We start from the raw sequence: 21,264 nt of genomic DNA on the forward strand, positions 1-21,264 counted from the left end.
CGACTTGGTGCCTTGGCCGAGAGGATAGGCAGCGGCCTGCAAAACCGTTTACACGGGTTCGAATCCCGTAGGCACCTCCACTTCCCGCTGAGCCCAATAGGACACACGTCGCAGGAGGCGAGTGATGGAGAGCCAGCACATCTCCAACGGGGACATGACACGCGCCGCGCGCATCCTCGTGAAGGTGAGCGCCCAATATATCGCCCGCGAAGCCAACGTGACCAAGGAAGAGTTGCGCGACTTCGAGAAGGGGCGACACGACTTGTCGGAGAAGAAGCAGGAGCGTGTGCGGGCCGCCCTCGAAGAATTGGGGGCAGAGTTTCTGCCTGACGGACCCAACGGCGGCTACGGCATCCGTCTGAAGTTCGGCCGTTCCAGGATCTACTCACTTGAACGTTGCGAGGGCGAGGGCGGGCCGCGGCTCACAACAGAGTCTGATCGTCGGACCCAGGCCCATGTGCCCTTCTCGGAACCGGATTCAAACCTGCCTTTTCACCTGGAAGATCGCACCACGGCCTCACTGCGCATCCTGGTGCCGTTGCGCCTGGGCCGGCTTTGGCCGTCACACCTTGCCTCTGTTCCAGGAATGGAAGCGCGGGCACGCTGAGCTCATCGAATACAGTCGCCCGACGGACCCGATCTGGGCGCTGCGCGACGGGGGCGATCGATGCCGCACTCATCCGCTCTTCTCCACCCAAACGTGCCATTGGTCCGGGTTTGGAGCGGTTACCGCTGTTCACCGAACGCCTGGTTGTATCGGTGACGAGCAGCGACTCCCGTGCCCGGCAGGAGTCGGTGACCCTAGCCGATCTCGCTGACGGGCCGGTGGCGGTCTGCGCGACCGCTCCGACGGCCACCGGGGAGCTGTGGAGTACGACTGCTCACATGCCGCGCACGATCTCGGTGGCGAACACGGGCGAGTGGTTAACCCGCATCGCTGTCGGCGACGCCATCGGCATCACTGCAGAGGCGACAACGCACAATCACCGCGCGCCGGAGGTGGTCTATCTGCCCATCGAGGATGCCCCACCGGTGACCGTGGCGCTGACCTGGCCAGGGCAGAGGAGGAGCCACCCGCAGGTGGGGGTCGTCGCCACCTGCGCACAGGACTACTTCACCCGACTCATCGACATCGGCTCCCCACCCCGCCTGCTCTCCACCGGGGCCGATGGTCAGCTGGCGTAGCTTCCCACTGCAGCTATGCGACCGACCATCCCCCAGGTAGCCCATCCTCGGGTGCGACGGGACCCCTGAGCTTCATTCCGCGTCGGAGCGACATATCACACTCGACAATATCGCTCTAGAGCGATATGATCGGCTTATGGCGATGATTCAAGAGAAGGGGGCAACCCTCGACGAAGTGGCGACGGTAGCGTACGCCCACCTGTTCCAGGCATTTGCGGAGCCGACGAGGTTAGCGATCGTGCAGCACCTCGCCTCCGGGGAGCACCGGGTCCGGGACCTGGTCGAGCACATGGGCCTGGCCCAGTCCACGGTGAGCAAGCATGTCGGCTTCCTCGTCGAGTGCGGCCTGGCGACGATGCGCCCGGAAGGGCGCTCCACCTGGTACTCGCTGGCACAGTCCGAGCTCCTGCGTACCCTCATCGCCGCTGCCGAACGCCTCCTCGATGCCACCGGCACGCAGGCCCTGCTCTGCACGCACCTGCGACTCCCACATACCCACCACGCGTCAGATACGGACAAGAAGTAGACATGGGCGCAGGACACAATCACGGCCCCGCCGCCAGCGAGACCGGTCACCCCGGAGATTTCCGCAAGAAACTCTGGATCGCATTCTCGATCACCGCGACGATCGTCGTTGCCCAGGCCATGGGCTCGGTCATCACCGGCAGCCTCGCATTGCTGACCGACACCGCCCATGCCATTACCGATGCGTCCGGCCTGCTGGTCGCACTGATCGCCGCGACGCTGATGCTCAAGCCCGCCAACTCCAAGCGCACCTGGGGGTTCCGGCGTATTGAAGTGATCGCAGCCCTCGGACAGTCGGCACTGCTGCTGGCGGTGGGCACCTACGCCGCCATCGAAGGCATCCGGCGACTGTTCGAGCCGCCGGAGGTGCCCGCAAGCGAACTGCTGATATTCGGCATCATCGGCCTGGTCGCGAACATCATCGCCATCACCATCCTCGCCTCCAGCCGCGGCTCGAACTTCAACATGCGTGCCGCGTTCCTCGAAGTTCTCAATGATGCCCTCGGGTCGCTCGGAGTGATCATCGCGGCGATCGTCATCGCCACGACCGGGTTCATGCAGGCCGATGCCATCGCCGGACTGCTTATCGCCGCATTGATCGTGCCTCGCGCGTTCAAGCTCATGCGCGAGACCACTGGCGTCCTTATGGAGTTCACTCCCAAGGGCCTCGACCTCGACAAGGTGCGTTCGCACATCCTCGAACTTGACCATGTCAAAGATGTCCATGACCTGCACGCCTCCACTGTGGCGACCGGCCTGCCGATCCTGACCGCCCACGTCGTCGTCGAGGACGAGTGTTTCACCGACGGTCGTGCCGCGCAGACGCTCCACGAGATCAAAGATTGCGTCGCAGGACACTTCGAGGTCTCCATCCATCACTCGACCTTCCAGATCGAGACCGAGCACATTGCCGAACATGAACCGGAAATCAGCAAGCACGACTGAACGCAGTGCCCCTCCCGGGCTCGTTCCGGGCGGGGGCGCTTCCGCGTCACGCAGGTAGGCACTACCCCTATGGGGTAGTAAGGCCAATTGGCACCACGGGCAGACACGGGAAGGAATCCCATGAAAAACTTCAGGCCATTCCCGAAGTACGGCGGAACGAAAACCGCTGCAATCACCGTCGTGGTCGGTGCTTTCCTGCTCACCGGATGCACGGCCGCCAACGACTCATCCTCAGCCTCCCGGCACTAACGATCAGCTGTCACCAGTTCCTGCTTCACGCCCGCCAGCTGTTTCTCAACTGCTGACCTTTGCCTCGCAGCACGCTTCAGCACAGATTCGCAAGGCTGCACGCGAGAGCATCCCCGACTGATAGCCCGCCGTCGACCACGAGAGGTGACTCCTCTGCACCCGGTGCCTGAGGCGGAAGTCGAGCGGCAGGTGGCACGGCCTCAGAATCGCCTTCCCGGCATGAGCGCACTGTCAGGCGCGCGCCTGGGACATGTCCGCGACGCAGCGGTCAGGGTGGTCGGCTAGATGTACTGACCCTGGGCGTTGATGACTCTCTCGGCGGCCGAGGGGTACATTTCACAGACCCCGCTGAAGGTTTTGCTCCGAGAAGGGTTCACCGCGTGTCGTGTGAAATCTTCGCTGCATCTCTACATCAGGCCTTGACATAGACCAGTCCTCAACAATAATGCTCCCGCCGTTTCTGTCGAGATGCAGCGAAGAGTTCAGAAACGCATGAATATGGTTCATATCCGGGTGAGCACTTGAACCCTTGACGCCGGGGTAGATCCTGCCCCGCCGCATTCAGGGGCCGTGGGTCCAAGCCCTCTGCGAGAATTGGCGTATGGATCTGGCTCCTTCCTCGTCGCCCACGATCGAGCTGAGCTGGCACGCCGACCTGACGCCTGGCCAGCTGGATGACCTGAACCGCCTCTTCGCTGCTGAATACCTCGAGGACTTCGGAGAATGGGATCCCGACCAGCCGTACGGGTATGCGCCCCATGACATGCACGTCATCGCCACCCTCGACGCGCAGACCGTTGGGCACATCGGATGGGCCCGCCGCTCGATCACTGTGGGTGGTCATCCTCTAACGATTGCCGGCGTGGGCGGTGTGCTGGTCACCCCGAGCGGGCGCGGCCACCATCTGGGCCAGCGGCTGATGCGGGCAGCGGTGGATTCCATGCGCGCCCACTCCGATGCGGAGTTCGGTTATCTCGGGTGCGACGAGTCCGTGGTGCCGTTCTACGTCTCGTGTGGATGGCGGCGCATCGTCGCAGCTGAACGCTGCATTGGGCTCAACGGACAACCATCACAGAGCACTCAGGGGGACCCTCTGCTGATCATGCCATTACGCAACCCCAAGGGGCCTTGGCCGGCCGGGGAGATCGACCTCCAGGGGCGGCCATGGTGACGGGGGAGCGGACTTCCCTCGTTCCCTTGCCTTGCCGCGGCGCCGCAGTGTTGAGGCTTGCTCAAGACAACTGGACTGCCGGCAGGAGCGAGTGATGTCCGCAGAATCCGACGGAATGCGGCCGCATTCCCCGTCCGTCCAAGAGGCCTACGCCGCCCGCGCCGTCGAGTATGCGGACCTGCTCGGGCGCATGGACGCCGTGGCCAACGCCGACAAGAGGCTGGTCGAGGCGTGGGCCCAGAGGACGGGCGGGGTTCTGGAAGATGTCGGCTGCGGGCCGGCCCACTGGACCGCGTACCTGCACTCCCTGGGCCATGACGTGAGGGGCATCGAGCCGGTCGAGGAGTTTGTGGCCCACGCGCGCCGCGCCCACCCCGAGGTGCGCGTCGAGCGGGGCTCCTTCGAGACTGTGCCGACGGCCGCCGTCGACGGGATCCTCGCCTGGTACTCCATCATCCACACGCCACCGGCGGAGATGCCCCGTCTCTTCGAGCACGCACACCGGTCGTTGCGTCCGGGCGGATCGATGCTGCTGGGCTTCTTCGCGGGAGACGAGGTCGAACCCTTCGACCATGCCATCACCACCGCCTGGCACTGGCCGGTCGACGCGCTCTCACGCCTACTGACCACGGCAGGATTCACCGTGGTCGATCGCGGGACTCGTCAAGATCCCGGTGCGCGTCTCCACGGATGGATCGAGGCCGACCGTGAGTGATTCGTCCGTCTGAAGCGCCCTGGGTTTCGCTCCGATCTACTTCCTCAAGGAGGATCGGATCATGCCCCAGAAGTACACCCCCGAGTTCAAGGCCCGAGCCCTGGAGCTCATCGAGGAACGCATCCGTGCCGAGCAGTGCTCCGGCTGGGGGCCTGCGTAGCCGTAGGCGAAGCCCTCGGCGGGATCTCCCCTCATACGATGCGGAACTGGTGGAGGCAGGGACGCATCGATCGAGGCGAAGCTCCCGGGGTGAGCACCGACGAGTCTGAAGAGATGCGCCGCTTACGCAGGGAGAACCCCGAACTGCGCCGCGCGAACGAGATCCTGCGCAAGGCCTCGGCTTTTTTCGCAGCGGAACTCGACCGCCCCACGACGAGATGATCGCGTTCATCGACGAACACCGCGAGCGTTTCGGGGTCGAGGCCATCTGCCGCGTGCTCAGCGCGACGGAGTGTGGGTTCATCACCTCGACGTGAGCTACCGGGCCGCGAAGACCCGCCCGGCTTCCACGCGGGCGCTGCGAGACGAGATTCTCTTCAAAGAGATCCGACGGGTCCATGCGGAGAACTACTGCGTCTACGGGGTGCGGAAGATGCACCACGCGATGCGCCGCGCCGGGTGGGAGATCGGCCGGGACCAGGTCCGGCGCCCGGGTGGCAGCGGTCGGATTCACTGTCCTCGCCGCTCTCTCAGACGAGCCTGCTTGTTCCGGTTCCCACAGATCGCCATCGAGCACCACTGGCCGGTACGGGAGCGCGAGTGATCGTAGAAGGCCCATTTGCACTCGTCGTCCCTGCAGGCCTTGAGGCGAGACCACGTTCCGTCCACCGTTGCCGCCGCAACGAGGGAGAGAATCCTCCCGGCGACATAGTGCGCTCCGTCTCTCCGAGGGATGAGGCGCAAGCCCTCCTCGGTGAAGGTCGCCTCGGCCTGACTCCAGGCCAGCATTCGATCGAGCACCTCGCGGGCTGCCGGAGGCATTGAACCTCGCGAGTGATGAGCAAGCAGGCCCTCACGCAGTGCCTCACGAAGCTCACCCAGGAGCTGACGGTCGGTCGCACTCGACTCGACCGAGAGTCCTCGTTCCGCACACCACCGACCCCACGTTTCTGACGATTCCAGGGCGTCCGTGCCTTTCTCGATGTCCAGGGTGTTCACGAACGTCCGCACCAGCTCGAGGTCACCCGGCGCGTACGGCTCACTCGAAGATCCCATGCACCGATCTAACCACCAATCTGATCAAGACGGTTGCCAAGAGCATGCCCGTGGATAACCATCTATCACATGACAAGAGTTAGCGCGTGGCGCAGTCGGGACTTCCGTCGCCTCTGGGGTGCCTCAACGGCGTCAGCCTTGGGGGGCGAGATCGGCGAGCTGGCCATGCCGGTTCTCGCTCTGGTGTGGTTGGGAGCCTCGGCCGAGGAGCTGTCCTGGGTGCGAGTCGCGACGTTCCTGCCGTACCTGGTACTGCCCCTGTGGCTGGGCGTGCTGGTGGACCGGTGGAGGCGGCGACCCTTGATGATCACGGCGGAGACGGTCAGCGGGATCACTCTGCTCGGTATCGCCGGTGCGGCATTGGCCGGATGGCTCACCGTGCCGGCCCTGGTGGCCGCGGCCGCAGTGCTGGGGGCGATGTCCGTGCTGCACATGCTCGCGGACTTCTCCTTCACCCCCCAGGTGGTCAGCAGGGCAGCTCTCCCGGATGCGAACGCGAAGATGACAGCCACCTACTCGGCGATCGGCATCGGGGGTTCCGGAGTCGGAGGTGCGCTCGTCCAATGGCTCACGGCACCGTTCGCCGTCACGATCAACGGGGCGGGGCGGCTCCTCTCCGTCCTGTTGCTGCGGCGGATTCAGACCCACGAGCCGCCTGCGGAGGCTCCCGACACTTCGGCTCGACAACAGGCTCGGGAGGGGTTCTTGGCCCTGCTTCGCCACCGTGTCGTCCGGGCTCTTGCCGCGGAGGCGACGATCTGGAACCTGGGCAATGAGGTCTTCATGCTCGCCCTCACCGTCCTGATCGTCGACGCCCGGGACGACGGGCCTCTCGTGCTCGGGCTGATCTTCATGGCCGGCGGACTCGGCGCCTTCCTCGGGGCGGGCATCAGCGCCCGACTGACTGAGCGTTTCGGCTATGGCCGATCCCTCATCACGGCCATGCTCGTAGGCAACACGGCGCCGCTGATCGGCGTGCTGTTCAGCTCCGACACCTCCGTGACGTCCCTGGTGGTCCTCGCCGCGGCCTTCTTCGCGTCCGGGTTCGGCACCGGCGTCGCGAACTCCCAGGCCGTCACCGTCCGTCAGGTCACGGTTCCCGAGGAACTCCGCGGGAGGGTCAACGCCAGCTACCGCATGCTCTCCTGGGGCGCCCTCGCAATCGGTGCACTGTTGGGAGGCTGGCTGATCTCGGCTGTCGGGGGATGGCTTGCCGCCGCGCTGGGCACGGCCGCGATGGCGGCTTCCACCCTTCCCGTCGCCCTGTCACCGGTGCGGCAGATGCGGGACCTCGACGACGGCGCCCCACCCGCCGCCGAGTAACTCAGTCCCCGCCTAGGCTGGCGTCATGGACACCCCCGTCATGGCCTCGCTCCCCGCGGGGGTCATCACACTGCGGGACGCCCGTCGCTCGCAGACCCGCGAGGTAACCCTGGAGGCCTTCGAGATCGCCGTCCACCCCCTCCATGCCTCTGACACCGGCCTGCCCACAGCGCCCTTGACCTGGTTCCAGGCGATCGAGACCTGCAACGAACTCTCCCAGCGGGCGGGCCTGCAGCCGGCCTACTCGCGCGGCACGGACGGACGCGCCATCGCCTGGGACACCACCGCCGACGGTTACCGGCTACCCACCGAGGCCGAGTGGGAGTACGCCTGCCGCGCCGGCACGACGTCGCCCACCTACGGGACGCTCGAGGAGATCGCCTGGACCAGCCTCGATCACCTCGGGGGACCTCAACCCGTCGGCCGGAAGGAGCCCAACATCTGGGGGCTGCACGACATGCTCGGCAACGTCTGGGAATGGTGCTGGGACTACGCCGACCCTGCCCGGTATGGGGACTACCGCACCCTGCGCGGCGGCGGCTGGGCCGACGAGCCCTGGAGCGTGCGCGCCTCCGTCCGCCGCGGCAGCGCCCCCGACGCCGTCCTGGAGGATGTGGGCTTGCGCGTGGCGCGCGGCCCGGTGGGGACGGAGGGGTCAGCGCAAGGGTGGTCCCACGAGGATGACGTCGACCGCGCCAGTATCCGAGGCCCCTTCCCGATGGGGTGGACACCCCTGAAGGAGATCGCCCGGTGACCCCTCGGCCGGTCGGGCTCGCGGCCGCTCGTTGCCACTCTCTGCTCGTCACCGACGACGGCCATGTGCTCGCCGCGGGGCCCGCCGGAGCCTCCGAATGCGCCGTGGCCGACTGGACGGATGTGGTCGCTGTCGCCGCCGGCAACGTGCACACCGCGAAGAACACCAGCCGCTCCCATTCGGTCGGGCTGTGCTCTGACGGCACGGTCCTGGCCACCGGGTGGAACGCGCACGGCCAGTGCGACGTCGGCGCGTGGACCGACATCGTCACCGTCGCCGCCGGATGGCGCCGTATTCCGGGCGTGCGCGCCAAGGGCACCGTGGTGGCCACCGGCCGCAGGGCCGAGGGTGCGTGCGATGTGGAGAACTGGTCTCAGATCCTGGCGGTCTCCGCTGGGGACTGGCACTCCGCGGGAGTGCGGGCAGACGGCACCGTCGTGGCGGTCGGGTTGAACACGCGCGGACAGTCGGAGGTCGCGGGCTGGGCCGACGTCGTTGCCGTCTCCGCAGGCAGCCTGCACACCGTGGGACTCACCAGGAACGGCTCCGTCCTGGTATGCGGAAACCCCGCCGCAGGTCTCACTGAGACTCGCCTTTAGCGCGGCGTCACGGCGATCTCCGCCGGCAGCGATCACACGCTCGGGCTGACGGAGGACAGCCGGGTCCTCGCCGCCGGCGACGATAGCCACGGGCAGTGCCGCGCCCAGGAGTGGCGTGACATCGTGGCGATCGCGGCAGGGTCGTCACACTCGCTCGGACTCCGCAGCGACGGAGTCATCCTGACCACCGGCGACGATGCCCAAGGACAATGCCGGTGGGCATTGGCATACTCGCCTAAGTACGCTGATCGCGGACGACGCTCAGAGCAGCTGTCACCGCGGCCCGCACCGTGACTTCCTGAGGCTCCCGGCCTTCGATGAGCGCCTGGTAATGGATGGGGCCGGCCAGCAGCCGGGTGATCAGGCGCGGGTCAGCGGCACTGCCGTGCCGGCGCAGCACGGCGGCGACATCATCGATCCGCGCCTCCCAGAAGGCAGCGAGGTGGCCCTTGACCTCGGGGTCCTGCCAGGCGAGCAGCGCACGGACCAGCTCCGCCCCGTCCCCAGCGAGGTGGGCAGCCAGGCGCCCGGCCAGAACCTCCAGATCTCCTTCCACGACCCCCTCCCGGGGGAGCTGGTCCGTTGTGGAGAGCTGGCCGGCCAGGTCGGCCACGATGCCGGCCGGCCCTCCCCACCGTCGGTAGATCGAGGAGCGGTGCACGCCGGATCGGGCTGCGATCAACTCCACCCGCATGCCCGACGCCCCCTGTTCCACCAGCAGATCGCGGGTCGCCGTCAGCACCGCCTCCCGTGTGCGTGCGGTGCGCCCCCCGGGTCGAGCGCTGCCAGGAACGTGCTGGGAGTTGTTCATGTCACCACCTTAACGCGACACAAAGTTGTGTTAGCGTCCGCGTCATGTGGCCCATGAATGCTCTCCAGGAACGCGCCGCCGCCTGCGCCCGCGCTGGCGCCGTAGATGAGACCGCGCCCGTGATCGCCTCCGCGCAGATCACCGTGGAAGCCCCCGCCCAGACCGTGTGGGAAGTGCTCTCCCAGGTAGAGCAATGGCCCCAGTTCCTGCCAGGCGTCACCCGCGCCCGGTGGACCGACCAGGCCTACGCCGCCGTTCCAGGGGCCCGATTCTCCTGGGCCAACGCGGGAATCCCCGTGCACTCGAGGATCGAGGTGGCAGAGCCCGGGGCTGAACTCACCTGGACGGGCGTCGCCCTGTGGCTGGTCGCCGTGCACCGCAACACCCTGAACCCGCTTTCGGGTGACCGGTGCCGTCTGACGAGCACCGAGAGCATGGCCGGCCCCGGGGCCGGGCTGCTGATGCCGGCGGCTCGCCTGGACGCTCAGTTGGCCGAGTTCGTGGGCGCCGTCGCCGCGGAAGCTTCGAGTCGCGTCGCGTGAGACTCTTCGACGTTTTGTCTTCCTTGCGGAAATGGCTGTCTAAGTGGCGGTCGCCTGCGTCGACAGATCGACGTGACACCCACGAATTACCGGCGCACCTTCCGCGCTGACCAAAAAACGGGTCGATCAATCTCTCCGGTCAGTACAACTAGATGTACTGACCGGAGACGTTGATTGACCCGCGTGGGTGCTTTGAGCGTGAGTCTGGACCGCGCCCAAAGCACCCCGAAGGTTCAAGCGGTGAGCTGGCCCGTTGCCAGAAGTGCCATCACGATGAGTCCAACGGGAATGCGCCACGCCGCGAACCAGGCGAAGCTGTGATTGGCAACGAACTTGAGTAGCCAGGCGATGGAGGCATAGCCGAGCAGAAAGGCGATGGTGGCACCGACGAGCAGTTGTGGCGCCGAGGCCGCCTGTCCTGCGGTGGGTGCGAAGGCGTCCGGGAGGGAGAACAAGCCGGAGGCGAGAACGGCTGGGATGGCGAGGAGGAAGGAGAATCGGGTTGCAGTGGCCCGGTCCTGGTTGAGGAACAGCCCCGAGGAGATGGTGGCGCCCGAGCGCGAAACGCCGGGGATCAAGGCGAGGCACTGTGCAAAACCCATGATGACGGCGTCACGGATGGTGAGTTCCCCCGGACCGCGCCTCTTGGTGCCAGTGCGTTCGGCGATGATGAAGACCAGGGAGAACAGGATCAGCATCGCGGCGGTGAACCAGAGGTTGCGCAGGGCATCGCGGATGTAGTCCTTGCCGAGGTAGCCGATGATGCTTACGGGCAGGGTTCCCAGGATCACCATCCAACCCATCCGGTAGTCCGGGTTGGTGCGTTGGCCAGCGTGCAGGATGCCTTGCAGCCAACCGGTGGCGATGCGCCAGATGTCCCTGGCGAAGTAGACCAGGACGGCCAGCTCAGTGCCGAGCTGGATGACGGCAGTGAAGGATGCCCCGGCATCCTGGCCCCAGAACATTTCAGAGATGATCCGCAGGTGGCCCGAGGACGAGACGGGGAGGAACTCGGTCAGGCCTTGGACGATCGCGAGGACAATGGTCTGCATCCAACTCATGTCGGTGGATGCCTGAAGCAGGGGACTTGGCATGGTGTTGAGCCTGTCAAGCGGGCATCTCAGCTCACATCGTTCCGGGAGAGGAACTTGATCTCCACTCCCGGGATGAGCGTTGCGGGGCTGGATCATCCTCGGGCCCGATGTTGGATGAGCAGTGCACCGCGAAGACTCGTGGTCATGATCGAAGTGCAGAACCTGACCAAGCGCTACGGCGCAACCACCGCCGTCAATGACCTCTCCTTCACCGTCCCTGATGGAGCCGTCACAGGGTTCCTGGGCCCTAATGGTGCCGGGAAGTCCACCACGATGCGTTGCCTGCTGGGACTCAACAGACCCACCAGCGGGCGTTGCACCGTGGACGGTCGCTCCTTCCATGACAATGCCGCTCCGGCCCAAGTAGCTGGGGCGGTGCTCGACGCATCGTGGTACCACCCCGGACGCACAGGACGTGGGCACCTGCAGACAGTTGCGGCGTCGGCGGGGATCGCCCAGAGTCGCGTCCGGGAGGCGTTGGCGATGGTCGGACTCGAGAAGGCGGCCGACCGCCGTATTCGCGGCTATTCGCTGGGCATGAAGCAACGCCTGGGACTCGCAACAGCCCTGCTGGGTGATCCTCGCAACCTCGTTCTGGACGAGCCTGTCAACGGTCTTGATCCCGAAGGGGTCCACTGGATGCGTGACGTGTTGCGGCGGTCCGCCGCCGATGGCAAGGCCGTTCTGGTCTCCTCCCATCTGCTGTCCGAAGTGGAGATGGTCGCCGATCGACTCGTCGTGGTGGGTCGCGGTGAGCTGATCCGTGAGTCGAGCATCGAGGATCTTCTTGCCTCCAGCGCGCAGCGCAGCATCGTGCACACCACCGATGACGTCCGGCTGCAACAGGCCCTCCATCAACGCCAGATCCATCATGAACAGCTCGGTCCACATCTCGCCGTGGAACATTGCGATCAGCTGCCCGACCCCCGGGCCCTGTCCCAGCTGTGTCGTGACCTCGACCTGCTGGTCGTCGAACTACACCAGGACCGCACCAGCCTCGAGGATCTCTTCCTCCAGCTGACCGACGCCAGCTCCGAATACCGCTCCGAGAACTGAGACCAGCCATGATCAACGCCATCCACGCAGACCTTCGGCGCCTCGCAACGCTGCGCTCCACATGGATCTACGCGATCCTGCTCACCGGTGCCTGCTACGGCCCCATCATCCTGATGACCCTTCTCTACAACGTCGAGTACGCCGGCCCCATCGACGCGGGCGACCTCGGCAAGTGCGCCAGCATCTTCCAAATGGTCGCCATCGTCTTCGCTGGCGCCACCGTTGCCACCGAGATCCGCAACGGCTCAGTGGGGATCAGCTTCCTGACCCAACGCCGCCGCTGGACCTCACTGGCCAGCGGAGCCGTCGTTGGCACGATCTTCCTGACCGTCACCTACGTGGTGGGGATGGCTCTGGCCATCCTGGTCGCCCAGTTCTACCCCGACAGCATCACCATCGGGTCTCGCGGCTGGCCCTACCTGGCCGCCCAGCTGCTCGTCATCCTCATCTGGGCTCTCGCGGCAGCCGCCCTGGCGGTGACCACCAGATCCATCGCTGCCAGCGTCGCCATCCCCATCGTGTGGATGTTGCTCATCGAGAACCTCATCGCGATGGTGCCCATGCTCAAGGACCTCATCAACTGGATGCCCTTCAACGCCGGCCACGCCATGCTCGGCCACGTCCTCGGGGAGTCCACAGCCAGCCCCTGGCCCGGAGTCATCGTCCTCACCGTGCTCACACTGCTCGCAACCACGGCAGCAGCAACCACGCACACACAACGCGACATCCCCGCTTAACCCCGACCAAGGCCCACCGCCATACCCGTCAAGGAGAGTGAATGCCTCATCCCAACGCTGCCCTCACCCCTCGCCACCGCCTCCGAGTTGCCCAACTTGTCGTTGACCACGGCTGGCCGATCAGCGAGGTCGCCGCCCGATTCCAGGTCGCGTGGCCGTCAGCAAAGCGCTGGGCAGACCGCTACCGCGCCGGTCAGTCGATGCAGGATCGCAGCTCACGACCTCACCACTTCCCGACCAAGACCGATGCGAAGACCATGAAGCGCTGCGTCCAGCTTCGGCTACGCCTGCGAGAGGGACCGGTCCAACTCGCCTGTCGGCTCGGGATCGCGCCGTCGACGGTCCACCGGATCCTGGTCGACGCGCATCTCGACCGGCTCTCCCACGTCGACCGGGCCACCGGGGAACCAGTCCGCCGCTACGAACACGACCACCCCGGGGCAATGCTGCACGTCGACGTGAAGAAGCTCGGCAACATCCCCGACGGCGGCGGCTGGCGCTACGTCGGCCGACAACAAGGCGACCGCAACCGAGCCGCCACACCCAACAAACCCAAGAACAAGCACCACGACCCGTTGATGGGAAAGGCCTACGTCCACACCGTCATCGACGACCACTCCCGCGTCGCCTACGCAGAGATCCACGACGACGAAACGGCCCTCACCGCCACCGCCGTGCTGGTGAGGGCTGTCGAGTGGTTCAACGCTCGCGGGGTCACCGTCGAGCGTGTTCTGTCCGACAACGGTGGCGCCTACAAGTCGCACCTTTGGCGCGACACCTGCGCCGAACTCGGGATCAAGCACAGGCGCACCCGTCCGTATCGGCCGCAGACCAACGGCAAGATCGAGAGATTCCACCGCACCCTGGCCGACGGGTGGGCCTACGCCCGCTGCTACACCTCCGAAGCGGAGCGTCGCGGGGAGCTCGACGGCTGGCTGCCCTACTACAACCACCATCGGCCGCACACGGCCTGCGGCAACCAGCCGCCCTTCTCACTATTGATCAACGTCCCCGGTCAGTACATCTAGTCGCCCCTGAACAGTGGTGTACGGACTGTGGGCCGCCCCCTTCATTCGGTCCGGTCGCTCTGTGAGTCGTCGGTTTCGATTTGATGGGTGCACTGCCGAGCGTACTCGGCCGGGGGTAGGTAGCCGAGCGATGAGTGCCGACGCAGATGGTTGTACTCGGTCTTCCAGTCGCCGATCACGACCTGGGCGTGCAGCAGTGAGTAGAAGCTGTTGATGTTGAGGCACTCGTTGAAGCGCCCTGGGTTTTGTTCCGAGGTCAGGACGCAACGGGCGCTGAGTCCTGGTGGTGAGTGTAGGCCGCCTCGACCTCGGTGGGCGTGCGGTAGTCCAGGGCCTCATGGAGGCGGGTGGTGTTCCACCAGTGCACCCACCCCATGGTGGCCAGCTCGACCGCCTGCACGGACTCCCAGATCCGCTTGGAGTGGATGAGTTCGGCCTTGTAGAGCCCGTTCACGGTCTCGGCCAGGGCGTTGTCGTAGGAGTCGCCCACGGTGCCTACCGAAGCCGTCACCCCGGCGGTGATGAGCGCGTCCGAGTACGCCAAGCTGACGTACTGGCTGCCGCGATCCGAGTGGTGCACCAGGCCCTGCCGGCCACGGCTTGCACCGGTGCTCACGAGGGCGTGCTCCAGGGCGAGCAACGGCAGCCCCGCGGTATGAAGGCTGCCCGAGACCGCCCATCCCACGATCCGCCGGGAGTACACGTCGGTGATGAAAGCGACGTAGCAGAACCCCGAGATCGTGCGCACGTAGGTGATGTCTGCGACCCAGAGCTGGTGCGGGCCTTCCGCGGTGAAGCGGCGCTCGACCAGATCTGGGCGGGCATCCGGCTCGCCTGTCGGCCTCGTGGTGATCGGCTTACGTCCGCGCCGCACCCCTTCCACGCCGGCGAGCTTCATCAGTCGGACGACCTGGTCCCGGCCGATCACCCAGCCGGCACGCACGACCGCCTGATGCATCTTTCTCACCCCGTAGACCGAGTAGTTCTCGGCATGGATCCGCTTGACCTCCTCCAGGAGCAGGACGTCTCGCAGGGCCCGCGCTGAAGTCGGTCGTGTCTTCGCGGCGCGGTAGCCGCGGGAGGTGATGAACCCACATTCCGTCGCACGAAGGGTGCGGCAGATGGCCTCGACCCCGAACTGATCGCGGTGTTCGTCGATGAACGCGATCATCTCGTCGTGGGGCGGTCGAGCTCCGCTGCGAAAAAAGCTGAGGCTTTGCGCAGGATCTCGTTCGCGCGGCGCAGCTCGAGGTTCTCCCGGCGCAGCTTCTTGATCTCCTCGGCTTCAGCGGTGCTGAGCCCTGGGGCTTCGCCGTGATCGACGCGATCTTGCTTCCACCAGTTCCGCAGGGTGTGTGGGGAGATCCCGCCGAGGGCTTCGCCAACGGCGGTGCAGGCGACCCAGGCGGAGCACTGCTCGGCGCGGACGCGTTCTTCGATGAGCTTCAGGGCTCTTGCCTTGAACTCGGGGGTGTACTTCTGGGGCATGATCCGATCCTCCTTGAGGAAGTAGGTCGGAACGAAACCCAGGGCGCTTCACGTCGCGGAGGCGGCTGTTGAACGATTCGACGTATCCGTTGTGCCAGGGCGAGCCGGGCGGAATGTAGAACAGGCCGGTGCGGGTACCCGCCCAGTCGGCCATCGCGTCGCTGATGAACTCGGGCCCGTTGTCGCTGCGGAGCACACCCGGTGCACCGCGGACGGCGACGAGCTCTTCGAGGTGGGCGGTGAGCCGGTCGGCGGTGATCGACCGCTCCACGAGCCCGCCGATGCATTCGCGGGTGTGCTCGTCGACGATGGAGCAGATCTTGATCGGGCAGCCCCGCTCGTCGGCGTCGAACTGGAAGTCCACCGCCCATACGAGGTTCGGTGCGACTGCCGCCGGGGCGTCGACGGTCGAGGATCCGACACGCTTGCGGCGTCGCCGCTGCGGGACGCGGAGGCCTTCGGCTCGCCAGAGGCGTTGGATCTTCTTGTGGTTGACCGCCCAGCCCTCACCCCGGGCGTCGTGATACGCCCGCCGGTACCCGTAGCGGGGATGCTTCTTCGCCCACGCGCGCAGCCAGTCTCGCAACGCGCGATCAGGGTCGGCGACCGTGTCGCCCTTGAGCGGGCGACGGTACGCGGACCTGCTCAGCCCGGCCAGACGGCACGCCATCCGCTCGCTCACCTGCAGTGTCCTGATCAGGTGCGAGACGGCGGCGCGGCGCCTGCCCGGGCCTAGAAGTTTCCCTCGGCCAGCTCCTTGAGCGCAGCCTTCTCCAGCTCCGCTTCGGCCAGCAACCGCTTGAGCGTGGCGTTCTGCTTCTCCAGCTCCCTGAGGCGCTTCGCGTCGTCGGCCTTCAGTCCGCCGTACTGATTACGCCACCGGTAATACGTCTGCTCGGATATCCCAAGCTCCCGACACACCGCAGCGATGTCGCTGCCGTCGGCGAGCATCCTGTCGGCCTGCCCGAGCTTGCGGACGACCTGCTCCGGGGTGTGACGCTTCCTGCTGTTCGACATGATCTGACCAGTCTCCCTGCCCGCAACCACGGGCGACAGGACGACTCCCAGAACCACCGGACCTAAAAAACGGGGTCAGCCCAACTGTACAGGTGTGCCGCACGCCGTCGGACACTACATTGCACACGTGAGGTCGCAGAGGAGGATTTGTGCAGTCTTCCTCGCGTGTCCTGTGCAATCTTCGCTGCATCTCGACAACAGCACAGGAGAAGGCACTTTCACCGCCGGGGCTTCCCTGGCTGAATCAGGGAACTCCCGACAGCCTGCTCACCGCCTTATCGTGGGCCCATGGGAGAAGTCGTGTACCTCGCGGAGAGAGCGGACCAGCACCGGCAGCTGCTGTGGCGGGAAGCGATCGGCCATGTCGTTCGGCAGGAGCGGCACACGCGACGAGAGCGGCTCACAGACGTGGGCGAGCGGGCCGGCATCGCTCCGCAGTACCTCTCGGAGGTCGAGCGCGGCCTCAAAGACCCGTCCTCCGAGGTGCTTCACGCGGTCTCTGACGCCCTCGAAACTCCTGTCCACGAGATTGCCCGCCGCGCTGCGTCCGTACTCGACGGGACGGCCTGCCTCGGCCCCACGGTCCTGGCCATCGCAGCCTGACGCCGCTCACAGCGGATCAACCCCACGTCGATGTGTCCGCCAGACACACTGAAGACATGCAGATCCTCCTTCTCGGCGGTACCGGTTTCCTCGGCCGTGAGCTCGCCCGCGCCGCACTCGACGGCAGCCACACCGTGACCTGTCTCGCCCGCGGGTCGGCTCCCGCCGCATCCGGTGCCAACTTCGTCCGCGCCGATCGGGACGACCCCGATGCCCTCGCTCCCGTCGTCACCCAAGCGTGGGACGCCGTCGTCGATCTGACTTCCCACCCGGCCCACGCCCACGACGCCGTGCACCAGCTCACCGCCCGCCATCGCCTTCTCGTGTCCACCACCAGCGTGTACGCCGCGTTCGACACCCCCAACCAGTCGGAGAACGCCCCCCTGGCACCGCCCGCAGGCATCGACCGGATGACCGAGATGAACCAGTACCCCGGCGCCAAGCGCCGCTGCGAAGACATCTACCGAGGCGCGGATGGGCAGGTCACGGTGATCCGCCCCGGGCTGATCGGCGGAGCCGGCGACGACACCGGACGCTCCGGCTACTACCCCTGGCGATTCGCACACCCGACGGGGCCCGACGTGCTGGTGCCCGATGCGACGTTCCCCGTCTCCGTCATCGACGTGGCAGACCTGGCCGCGTGGATTCTGCATTGCATCGAACACACGGTCACCGGCACGTTCAACGCCGCCGGTCAGACCCACACCTTGGCAGACCTCTACCGGGCGAGCATCGAGGTCACCGGGTCGGCCGCCCAGCCACACGTGATCCCCGACGACGTCCTGCTGTCCCAGGGCGTCGCCCCGTGGGCGGGGCCGAACTCGCTGCCCCTCTGGATTCCGTTGCCGGGGTTCCGTCACGTCGGCAGCGTCGACTCCTCGGCGGCCCTGGCCCACGGGCTGGTCCGCCGCCCGCTGGGCGAAACCCTCGCGGCCGCCCTGGCCACCGAGGAGGCGCGCACGACGGAGCGCCCGGTGGGACTGACCGACCAGGAGGAAACCGCCCTGCGCGCCGCCCTCAGCCCCACCGGCGGCTGAGGCGCCCGGCTTCACGATGACCGAGATCTGCCCACTCTGCGCCGAGTGCACCGCGAGCCGTGTGGATTCTTCGCTGCAACTCGACGGCACGATCGCACAAACGCGCGGACAGGCTTTCTACCCGGCCACCCCGTGACCACACTGAGGGATCAGGCCTGAAGCCTGCCCGGGCCGGTCACCCGGACCCCCACGTCCACGGGCGTGGATCTCGGAGATTTGCCATGGATCCCGACGCTTCCCCTCGGGGATCGCTTCATCTAGCGTGCGCCCCATGCTGCTCAAGGTCTGCGTGAACGGAGCCAGGACACCCGGCGAGCATCCCCGGCTCAGTGCCTCTCCCGAGGACGTGGCCGCCGAGTGTGCCGACGCCGTTGCGGCCGGAGCGAATGCGATCCATCTCCATCCCAAGGACGAACAGGGCAGGGACAGCCTCCTGGCTCCACACGTCGACCGGTGAGTGCGAGCGGTCCGCGAGCGGTGTCCCGGCACTCCGGTCGGCGTCACCACGGGGGCCTGGACTGCGCCTCGGGCAGCGGACCGACTCCATGCCGTCCGCCGATGGCGGGAGCTGCCGGATTTCGCCTCCGTGAACTGGCACGAGGACGGCGCGGAGGACGTGGCCGCCGCCCTGCTCGAACGAGGTGTCGGCGTCGAGGCCGGCATCTGGCACGAGCGAGGCCTGCGGGCATGGGCAGCTTCCCCGATACGGCGTCGCTGTCTGCGTGTGCTGGTCGAGGTGCAGGACATGCCACCGGCAGATGCAGAGACCGTCGCCCCCGTGCTCGTCGAGAGTGTCCGCCGTGCCGATCCCGGTGCCCGCGTGCTCCTGCATGGGGAGGAGCGATCAACCTGGGCGACGATCGTTCTGGCCCGACGCCTCGGCCTCGCCTCCCGGATCGGCCTCGAGGACACCCTGGCGCTGCCGGACGGGCGGACGGCGGCGGGGAACGCGGAGCTGGTGCGAGTCGCGCAGGGCATCCTCTGTCCTGCCTGAGCAGCCCGAGCAGAGCCACGGCTCACCCGCTCCCCTCATGGTTCTCCCAGAGCTGCGCGGCCAGGTCACGGATCCGGTCAATGGCCTCAGCCGGTGCGGTGACGCGGATGTGGTCGCCGAACTGGAGCAGCTGACGGACCGACTCCACCTCCGGATACCGGACGACGATCGTGACCCATTCGACACCTGGGTCGTCGACGGCGATCAGGCGGCTGCCGAGGATGCGGCGGGCCAGATCCACCCGGCTGGAGCGCAGACGCGCGTGGACGTCGACGACCGAAGTCGGTCGAAATCCTTGCCGCAGGTACTCCCAGACGGAGCGGAGGTCCTGCTCCGGGCGCAGGAGCGCCCCCTCCGCCAGTGCCTGCCGCGCTTCGATGCGATCCACGTTGAACAGTCGCGGGCGACCGTCGACGTCGGCCACCAGGTACCAGGAAGCGGCCTTGCTCACCAGGCCGTAGGGGTCGGCGACGAGCCATCGTCCCGCCGCCTCCCCACTGCGGCGATACCGCAGTCGCAGGCGCCGCCGAGCACGGGCTGCTTCGACGAGGTCCGTGAGATCCGTGCCCGGTCCGTCCGAGAACCAGCCGGCCGCATCGACGAGCAGCACCTCGGACAGCGTGGCGGGCGTGGGTTCCGTCCGTCGTGCCAGCGTCGCTGCCACCTTGTCCTGAAGCCGGCTCCCGATCTCCTGCAGGCCGAGGCGTTCCAGCTGCGTGGAGTCGAGTCCCGCGACAGCCAGCAGCTGGAGCTCGGCCGGGTCCAGGCGCACCGGATCAAGCCGGGAGCGTCGGTCCAGGACGATGGCGCCGCCGCGGCCGCGTTCGGTGTGGACCGGAACACCGGCGGCCGACAAGGCCTCGACGTCACGAAGGACCGTCCGCTGGGAGACCTCGAAGCGTTGGGCCAGCTCCCGGCTGGTCATCCGTTCATGGGTCTGCAGAAGCAGCAGCATCGACAACAGCCGAGAGGACTTCATGCCCAAATCCTGGCAGAGAACCTGACACGTTCTGTCGTCTTCAGCTGCTCGGATGGACACGTCCGCCACCCCCGAGCGAGGAGGAACCTCATGCCGGCACCCAACCTGTTCATGACCTACGTCAGTGACGCTGAACGGTCCACAGCGTTCTACCGAAACCTGTTCGACATCCAGCCTGACTTCACCAGCCCGCGGTACGTCGCCTTCGAGGTGGCCCCGGGCGTGCTCTTCGCGATCTGGACCGGAGACAACGAGCATGCCTCTCCCCAGACGCCTCGCACGAGCGAGATCGGTCTCATGGTGCCGGGGGCGCCCACTGCGGTCGACGACCTCTATCGAGCGTGGGTCACCAAGGGGGCGCGCGTCGTCGAGGAGCCGCACGACGACGTCTTCGGCCGGACCTTTGTCGTCGCCGACCCCGACGGCAACCTCATCCGCGTCAGCCCCATCGACTGATCTTGGGTAAGCCACTCAGCGGTGGCGGCGAGTTCACGCTCGCCGCCACCATTGAGCCTGGCCGTCATCACCGTCGTGCCGAGTGGTGGGAGCCCCCCCCGACGGCGCCAGGACCTACGCTTCAGGTCGTGCCTGATCCGTCGTCTCCGAGAGATGCCCACCGCGTGTCGTGTGAAATCTTCGCTGCATTTCGACAATACGCCAAAGAGCGCCTGAACTCTTGACACCCCGCGGTCTGAGTGGTCTGGCATGCTCCCGCAACTGCCCCCCCTGCTCATCGTGCTTCGCGGCAACGCAGCCCCCTCAAGACCACCATCGCCCGCCTGGCGACCGACGGAGACGTAGCACCATCCGTCGCAACGCCGTAGAAGAGGGCTGCAGGCAACTCCGCGACAAGTTCGCCCCGAGTCGCGTGAAGTCTTCGCTGCATGTCGATAGATGCAGCGAAGAGTTCCAAAACGCGCCAATTTGATTTATACGCCGAAGAGCGCCTGAACGCTTGACAAGCCACACTCAGAGAGGTGAGCGAAGGAGCCGCCTGAGATCCACACGCCCGCTCGGAGACACCGTCATGTGGAGCACCTGCCCCACTGGACCCGATTTGAGCGGCGCGATAGTGTTCCCCCCCATGCGCAACTGATCTTCGTCCCGCTCCCGCGCCCGTGGCTGTGCCCGGCGGGAGGCCAGAGCCAATCACGAGGATCCGCATGCCTGCCACCCCCATCACTTCCTTGTCTTCCC

General features: G+C 66.5%; 24 protein-coding genes, 1 tRNA gene, 3 pseudogenes and 2 other annotated features. Of the genes and pseudogenes, 21 read left to right on the plus strand and 7 right to left on the minus strand.

The genetic code is table 11. The annotated features are described in order from the left end of the window. Positions 1–6 precede the first annotated feature (6 nt). From ACUXPL_RS11550 to ACUXPL_RS11590, 9 genes are all read left to right on the plus strand, one after another. Positions 7–80, plus strand: a tRNA-Cys gene (locus ACUXPL_RS11550). Positions 81–124: 44 nt separating this feature from the next. After that, a complete protein-coding gene (locus tag ACUXPL_RS11555; protein WP_180971856.1) occupies positions 125–607 on the plus strand; it encodes a hypothetical protein in 483 nt (160 codons plus the stop codon). After that, positions 556–1,185: a LysR substrate-binding domain-containing protein gene (locus ACUXPL_RS11560; RefSeq protein WP_088477526.1), complete on the plus strand. Its 630-nt coding sequence runs from the start codon at positions 556–558 to the stop codon at positions 1,183–1,185. Before ACUXPL_RS11555 ends, ACUXPL_RS11560 begins: the two co-directional genes overlap by 52 nt. Positions 1,186–1,360: 175 nt before the next feature. Continuing rightward, positions 1,361–1,711 carry an ArsR/SmtB family transcription factor gene (locus tag ACUXPL_RS11565; protein ID WP_224356246.1) on the plus strand — a complete coding sequence of 117 codons (351 nt, stop codon included), beginning with the start codon at positions 1,361–1,363 and terminating at the stop codon, positions 1,709–1,711. Between the two features lie 2 nt (positions 1,712–1,713). After that, positions 1,714–2,655, plus strand: a complete 942-nt coding sequence (locus ACUXPL_RS11570; RefSeq protein ID WP_088477524.1) for a cation diffusion facilitator family transporter — start codon at positions 1,714–1,716, stop codon at positions 2,653–2,655. Positions 2,656–3,505: 850 nt separating this feature from the next. Continuing rightward, positions 3,506–4,075: a GNAT family N-acetyltransferase gene (locus tag ACUXPL_RS11575; protein ID WP_185194547.1), complete on the plus strand. Its 570-nt coding sequence runs from the start codon at positions 3,506–3,508 to the stop codon at positions 4,073–4,075. Between the two features lie 94 nt (positions 4,076–4,169). Next, positions 4,170–4,790 carry a class I SAM-dependent methyltransferase gene (locus ACUXPL_RS11580; RefSeq protein WP_260446544.1) on the plus strand — a complete coding sequence of 207 codons (621 nt, stop codon included), beginning with the start codon at positions 4,170–4,172 and terminating at the stop codon, positions 4,788–4,790. 249 nt (positions 4,791–5,039) lie between these two features. Continuing rightward, positions 5,040–5,171 carry a hypothetical protein gene (locus ACUXPL_RS11585; protein WP_260446545.1) on the plus strand — a complete coding sequence of 44 codons (132 nt, stop codon included), beginning with the start codon at positions 5,040–5,042 and terminating at the stop codon, positions 5,169–5,171. Further along, positions 5,129–5,225, plus strand: a sequence feature (AL1L pseudoknot). (Overlaps the previous gene by 43 nt.) Positions 5,226–5,262: 37 nt before the next feature. Further along, positions 5,263–5,553 carry an IS3 family transposase gene (locus tag ACUXPL_RS11590; protein WP_185194548.1) on the plus strand — a complete coding sequence of 97 codons (291 nt, stop codon included), beginning with the start codon at positions 5,263–5,265 and terminating at the stop codon, positions 5,551–5,553. Here ACUXPL_RS11590 and ACUXPL_RS11595 read toward each other — a convergent pair. Continuing rightward, positions 5,460–6,005 (minus strand): CGNR zinc finger domain-containing protein, encoded by a 546-nt coding sequence (locus ACUXPL_RS11595; protein WP_185194549.1) that lies wholly within the window; start codon positions 6,003–6,005, stop codon positions 5,460–5,462. The genes ACUXPL_RS11590 and ACUXPL_RS11595 overlap by 94 nt on opposite strands. A 69-nt stretch (positions 6,006–6,074) precedes the next feature. Between ACUXPL_RS11595 and ACUXPL_RS11600 the strand changes: the two genes are divergently transcribed. The 4 genes from ACUXPL_RS11600 to ACUXPL_RS11615 are packed head-to-tail and all read left to right on the plus strand — an operon-like array spanning position 6,075 to position 8,975. Further along, positions 6,075–7,328 (plus strand): MFS transporter, encoded by a 1,254-nt coding sequence (locus ACUXPL_RS11600; protein WP_185194550.1) that lies wholly within the window; start codon positions 6,075–6,077, stop codon positions 7,326–7,328. Between the two features lie 25 nt (positions 7,329–7,353). Further along, the gene (locus ACUXPL_RS11605; RefSeq protein ID WP_260446546.1) at positions 7,354–8,082 is read left to right on the plus strand and encodes a formylglycine-generating enzyme family protein; all 729 of its coding nucleotides are present in this window, start codon (positions 7,354–7,356) and stop codon (positions 8,080–8,082) included. Continuing rightward, positions 8,079–8,681: an RCC1 domain-containing protein gene (locus ACUXPL_RS11610; RefSeq protein WP_260446547.1), complete on the plus strand. Its 603-nt coding sequence runs from the start codon at positions 8,079–8,081 to the stop codon at positions 8,679–8,681. Before ACUXPL_RS11605 ends, ACUXPL_RS11610 begins: the two co-directional genes overlap by 4 nt. A gap of 15 nt (positions 8,682–8,696) precedes the next feature. Next, positions 8,697–8,975 carry a hypothetical protein gene (locus ACUXPL_RS11615; RefSeq protein WP_260446676.1) on the plus strand — a complete coding sequence of 93 codons (279 nt, stop codon included), beginning with the start codon at positions 8,697–8,699 and terminating at the stop codon, positions 8,973–8,975. On the opposite strand, the gene ACUXPL_RS11620 is transcribed toward ACUXPL_RS11615, so the two are convergent. Further along, complete coding sequence (locus ACUXPL_RS11620; RefSeq protein WP_185194551.1) at positions 8,917–9,492, minus strand: TetR/AcrR family transcriptional regulator; 576 nt, start codon at positions 9,490–9,492, stop codon at positions 8,917–8,919. The two genes, ACUXPL_RS11615 and ACUXPL_RS11620, sit on opposite strands and share 59 nt — an antisense overlap. 44 nt (positions 9,493–9,536) lie before the next feature. On the opposite strand from ACUXPL_RS11620, the gene ACUXPL_RS11625 reads away from it, so the two are divergent. Next, entirely contained in the window at positions 9,537–10,034 is a 498-nt protein-coding gene (locus ACUXPL_RS11625) for an SRPBCC family protein (RefSeq protein WP_454183993.1), read from the plus strand. A gap of 233 nt (positions 10,035–10,267) precedes the next feature. Here the strand turns inward: ACUXPL_RS11625 and ACUXPL_RS11630 are convergent, their stop codons facing one another. Beyond that, the gene (locus ACUXPL_RS11630) at positions 10,268–11,128 is read right to left on the minus strand and encodes an undecaprenyl-diphosphate phosphatase (protein WP_454183995.1); all 861 of its coding nucleotides are present in this window, start codon (positions 11,126–11,128) and stop codon (positions 10,268–10,270) included. Between the two features lie 144 nt (positions 11,129–11,272). Between ACUXPL_RS11630 and ACUXPL_RS11635 the strand changes: the two genes are divergently transcribed. From ACUXPL_RS11635 to ACUXPL_RS11645, 3 genes are read left to right on the plus strand one after another with little or no spacing between them, the layout of a single operon-like run. Then, the gene (locus ACUXPL_RS11635) at positions 11,273–12,184 is read left to right on the plus strand and encodes an ABC transporter ATP-binding protein (protein ID WP_454183997.1); all 912 of its coding nucleotides are present in this window, start codon (positions 11,273–11,275) and stop codon (positions 12,182–12,184) included. 8 nt (positions 12,185–12,192) lie between these two features. Then, a complete protein-coding gene (locus ACUXPL_RS11640) occupies positions 12,193–12,921 on the plus strand; it encodes a hypothetical protein (RefSeq protein ID WP_454183999.1) in 729 nt (242 codons plus the stop codon). Positions 12,922–12,962: 41 nt separating this feature from the next. Then, a complete protein-coding gene (locus ACUXPL_RS11645; RefSeq protein ID WP_185194559.1) occupies positions 12,963–13,949 on the plus strand; it encodes an IS481 family transposase in 987 nt (328 codons plus the stop codon). 41 nt (positions 13,950–13,990) lie between these two features. On the opposite strand, the pseudogene ACUXPL_RS11650 reads toward ACUXPL_RS11645, so the two are convergent. The 3 genes and pseudogenes from ACUXPL_RS11650 to ACUXPL_RS11660 form a co-directional block, all read right to left on the minus strand. Further along, a pseudogene (locus ACUXPL_RS11650) lies at positions 13,991–14,251 on the minus strand (integrase core domain-containing protein); the annotation flags it as partial. Next, positions 14,206–15,437, minus strand: a protein-coding gene (locus ACUXPL_RS11655; protein ID WP_454184001.1) for an IS3 family transposase whose coding sequence is annotated in 2 segments (ribosomal slippage) — positions 14,206–15,158 and positions 15,158–15,437 — 1,233 coding nt in all. Because the reading frame shifts where the segments join, the coding sequence is not laid out codon by codon here. The pseudogene ACUXPL_RS11650 and the gene ACUXPL_RS11655, both read right to left, overlap by 46 nt. Then, positions 15,056–15,159: a sequence feature (AL1L pseudoknot), on the minus strand. (Overlaps the previous gene by 104 nt.) 52 nt (positions 15,438–15,489) lie before the next feature. After that, positions 15,490–16,454: pseudogene (locus tag ACUXPL_RS11660) on the minus strand (IS3-like element ISPfr10 family transposase); the annotation flags it as partial. A 288-nt stretch (positions 16,455–16,742) separates the two neighbouring features. Here ACUXPL_RS11660 and ACUXPL_RS11665 point away from each other — a divergent pair. From ACUXPL_RS11665 to ACUXPL_RS11675, 3 genes and pseudogenes are all read left to right on the plus strand, one after another. Further along, positions 16,743–17,057, plus strand: a complete 315-nt coding sequence (locus ACUXPL_RS11665) for a helix-turn-helix domain-containing protein (protein ID WP_185194561.1) — start codon at positions 16,743–16,745, stop codon at positions 17,055–17,057. A 56-nt stretch (positions 17,058–17,113) separates the two neighbouring features. Beyond that, entirely contained in the window at positions 17,114–18,094 is a 981-nt protein-coding gene (locus ACUXPL_RS11670; protein ID WP_185194562.1) for an NAD-dependent epimerase/dehydratase family protein, read from the plus strand. A gap of 271 nt (positions 18,095–18,365) precedes the next feature. Beyond that, positions 18,366–19,088: pseudogene (locus tag ACUXPL_RS11675) on the plus strand (3-keto-5-aminohexanoate cleavage protein). Positions 19,089–19,110: 22 nt separating this feature from the next. On the opposite strand, the gene ACUXPL_RS11680 reads toward ACUXPL_RS11675, so the two are convergent. Continuing rightward, a complete protein-coding gene (locus ACUXPL_RS11680) occupies positions 19,111–20,043 on the minus strand; it encodes a helix-turn-helix transcriptional regulator (protein ID WP_260446550.1) in 933 nt (310 codons plus the stop codon). A 114-nt stretch (positions 20,044–20,157) separates the two neighbouring features. Here ACUXPL_RS11680 and ACUXPL_RS11685 point away from each other — a divergent pair, with 114 nt between their 5' ends. Further along, complete coding sequence (locus ACUXPL_RS11685) at positions 20,158–20,523, plus strand: VOC family protein (protein ID WP_185194564.1); 366 nt, start codon at positions 20,158–20,160, stop codon at positions 20,521–20,523. Positions 20,524–21,264 lie beyond the last annotated feature (741 nt).

Source organism: Micrococcus sp. 140720015-1 (assembly GCF_053627595.1).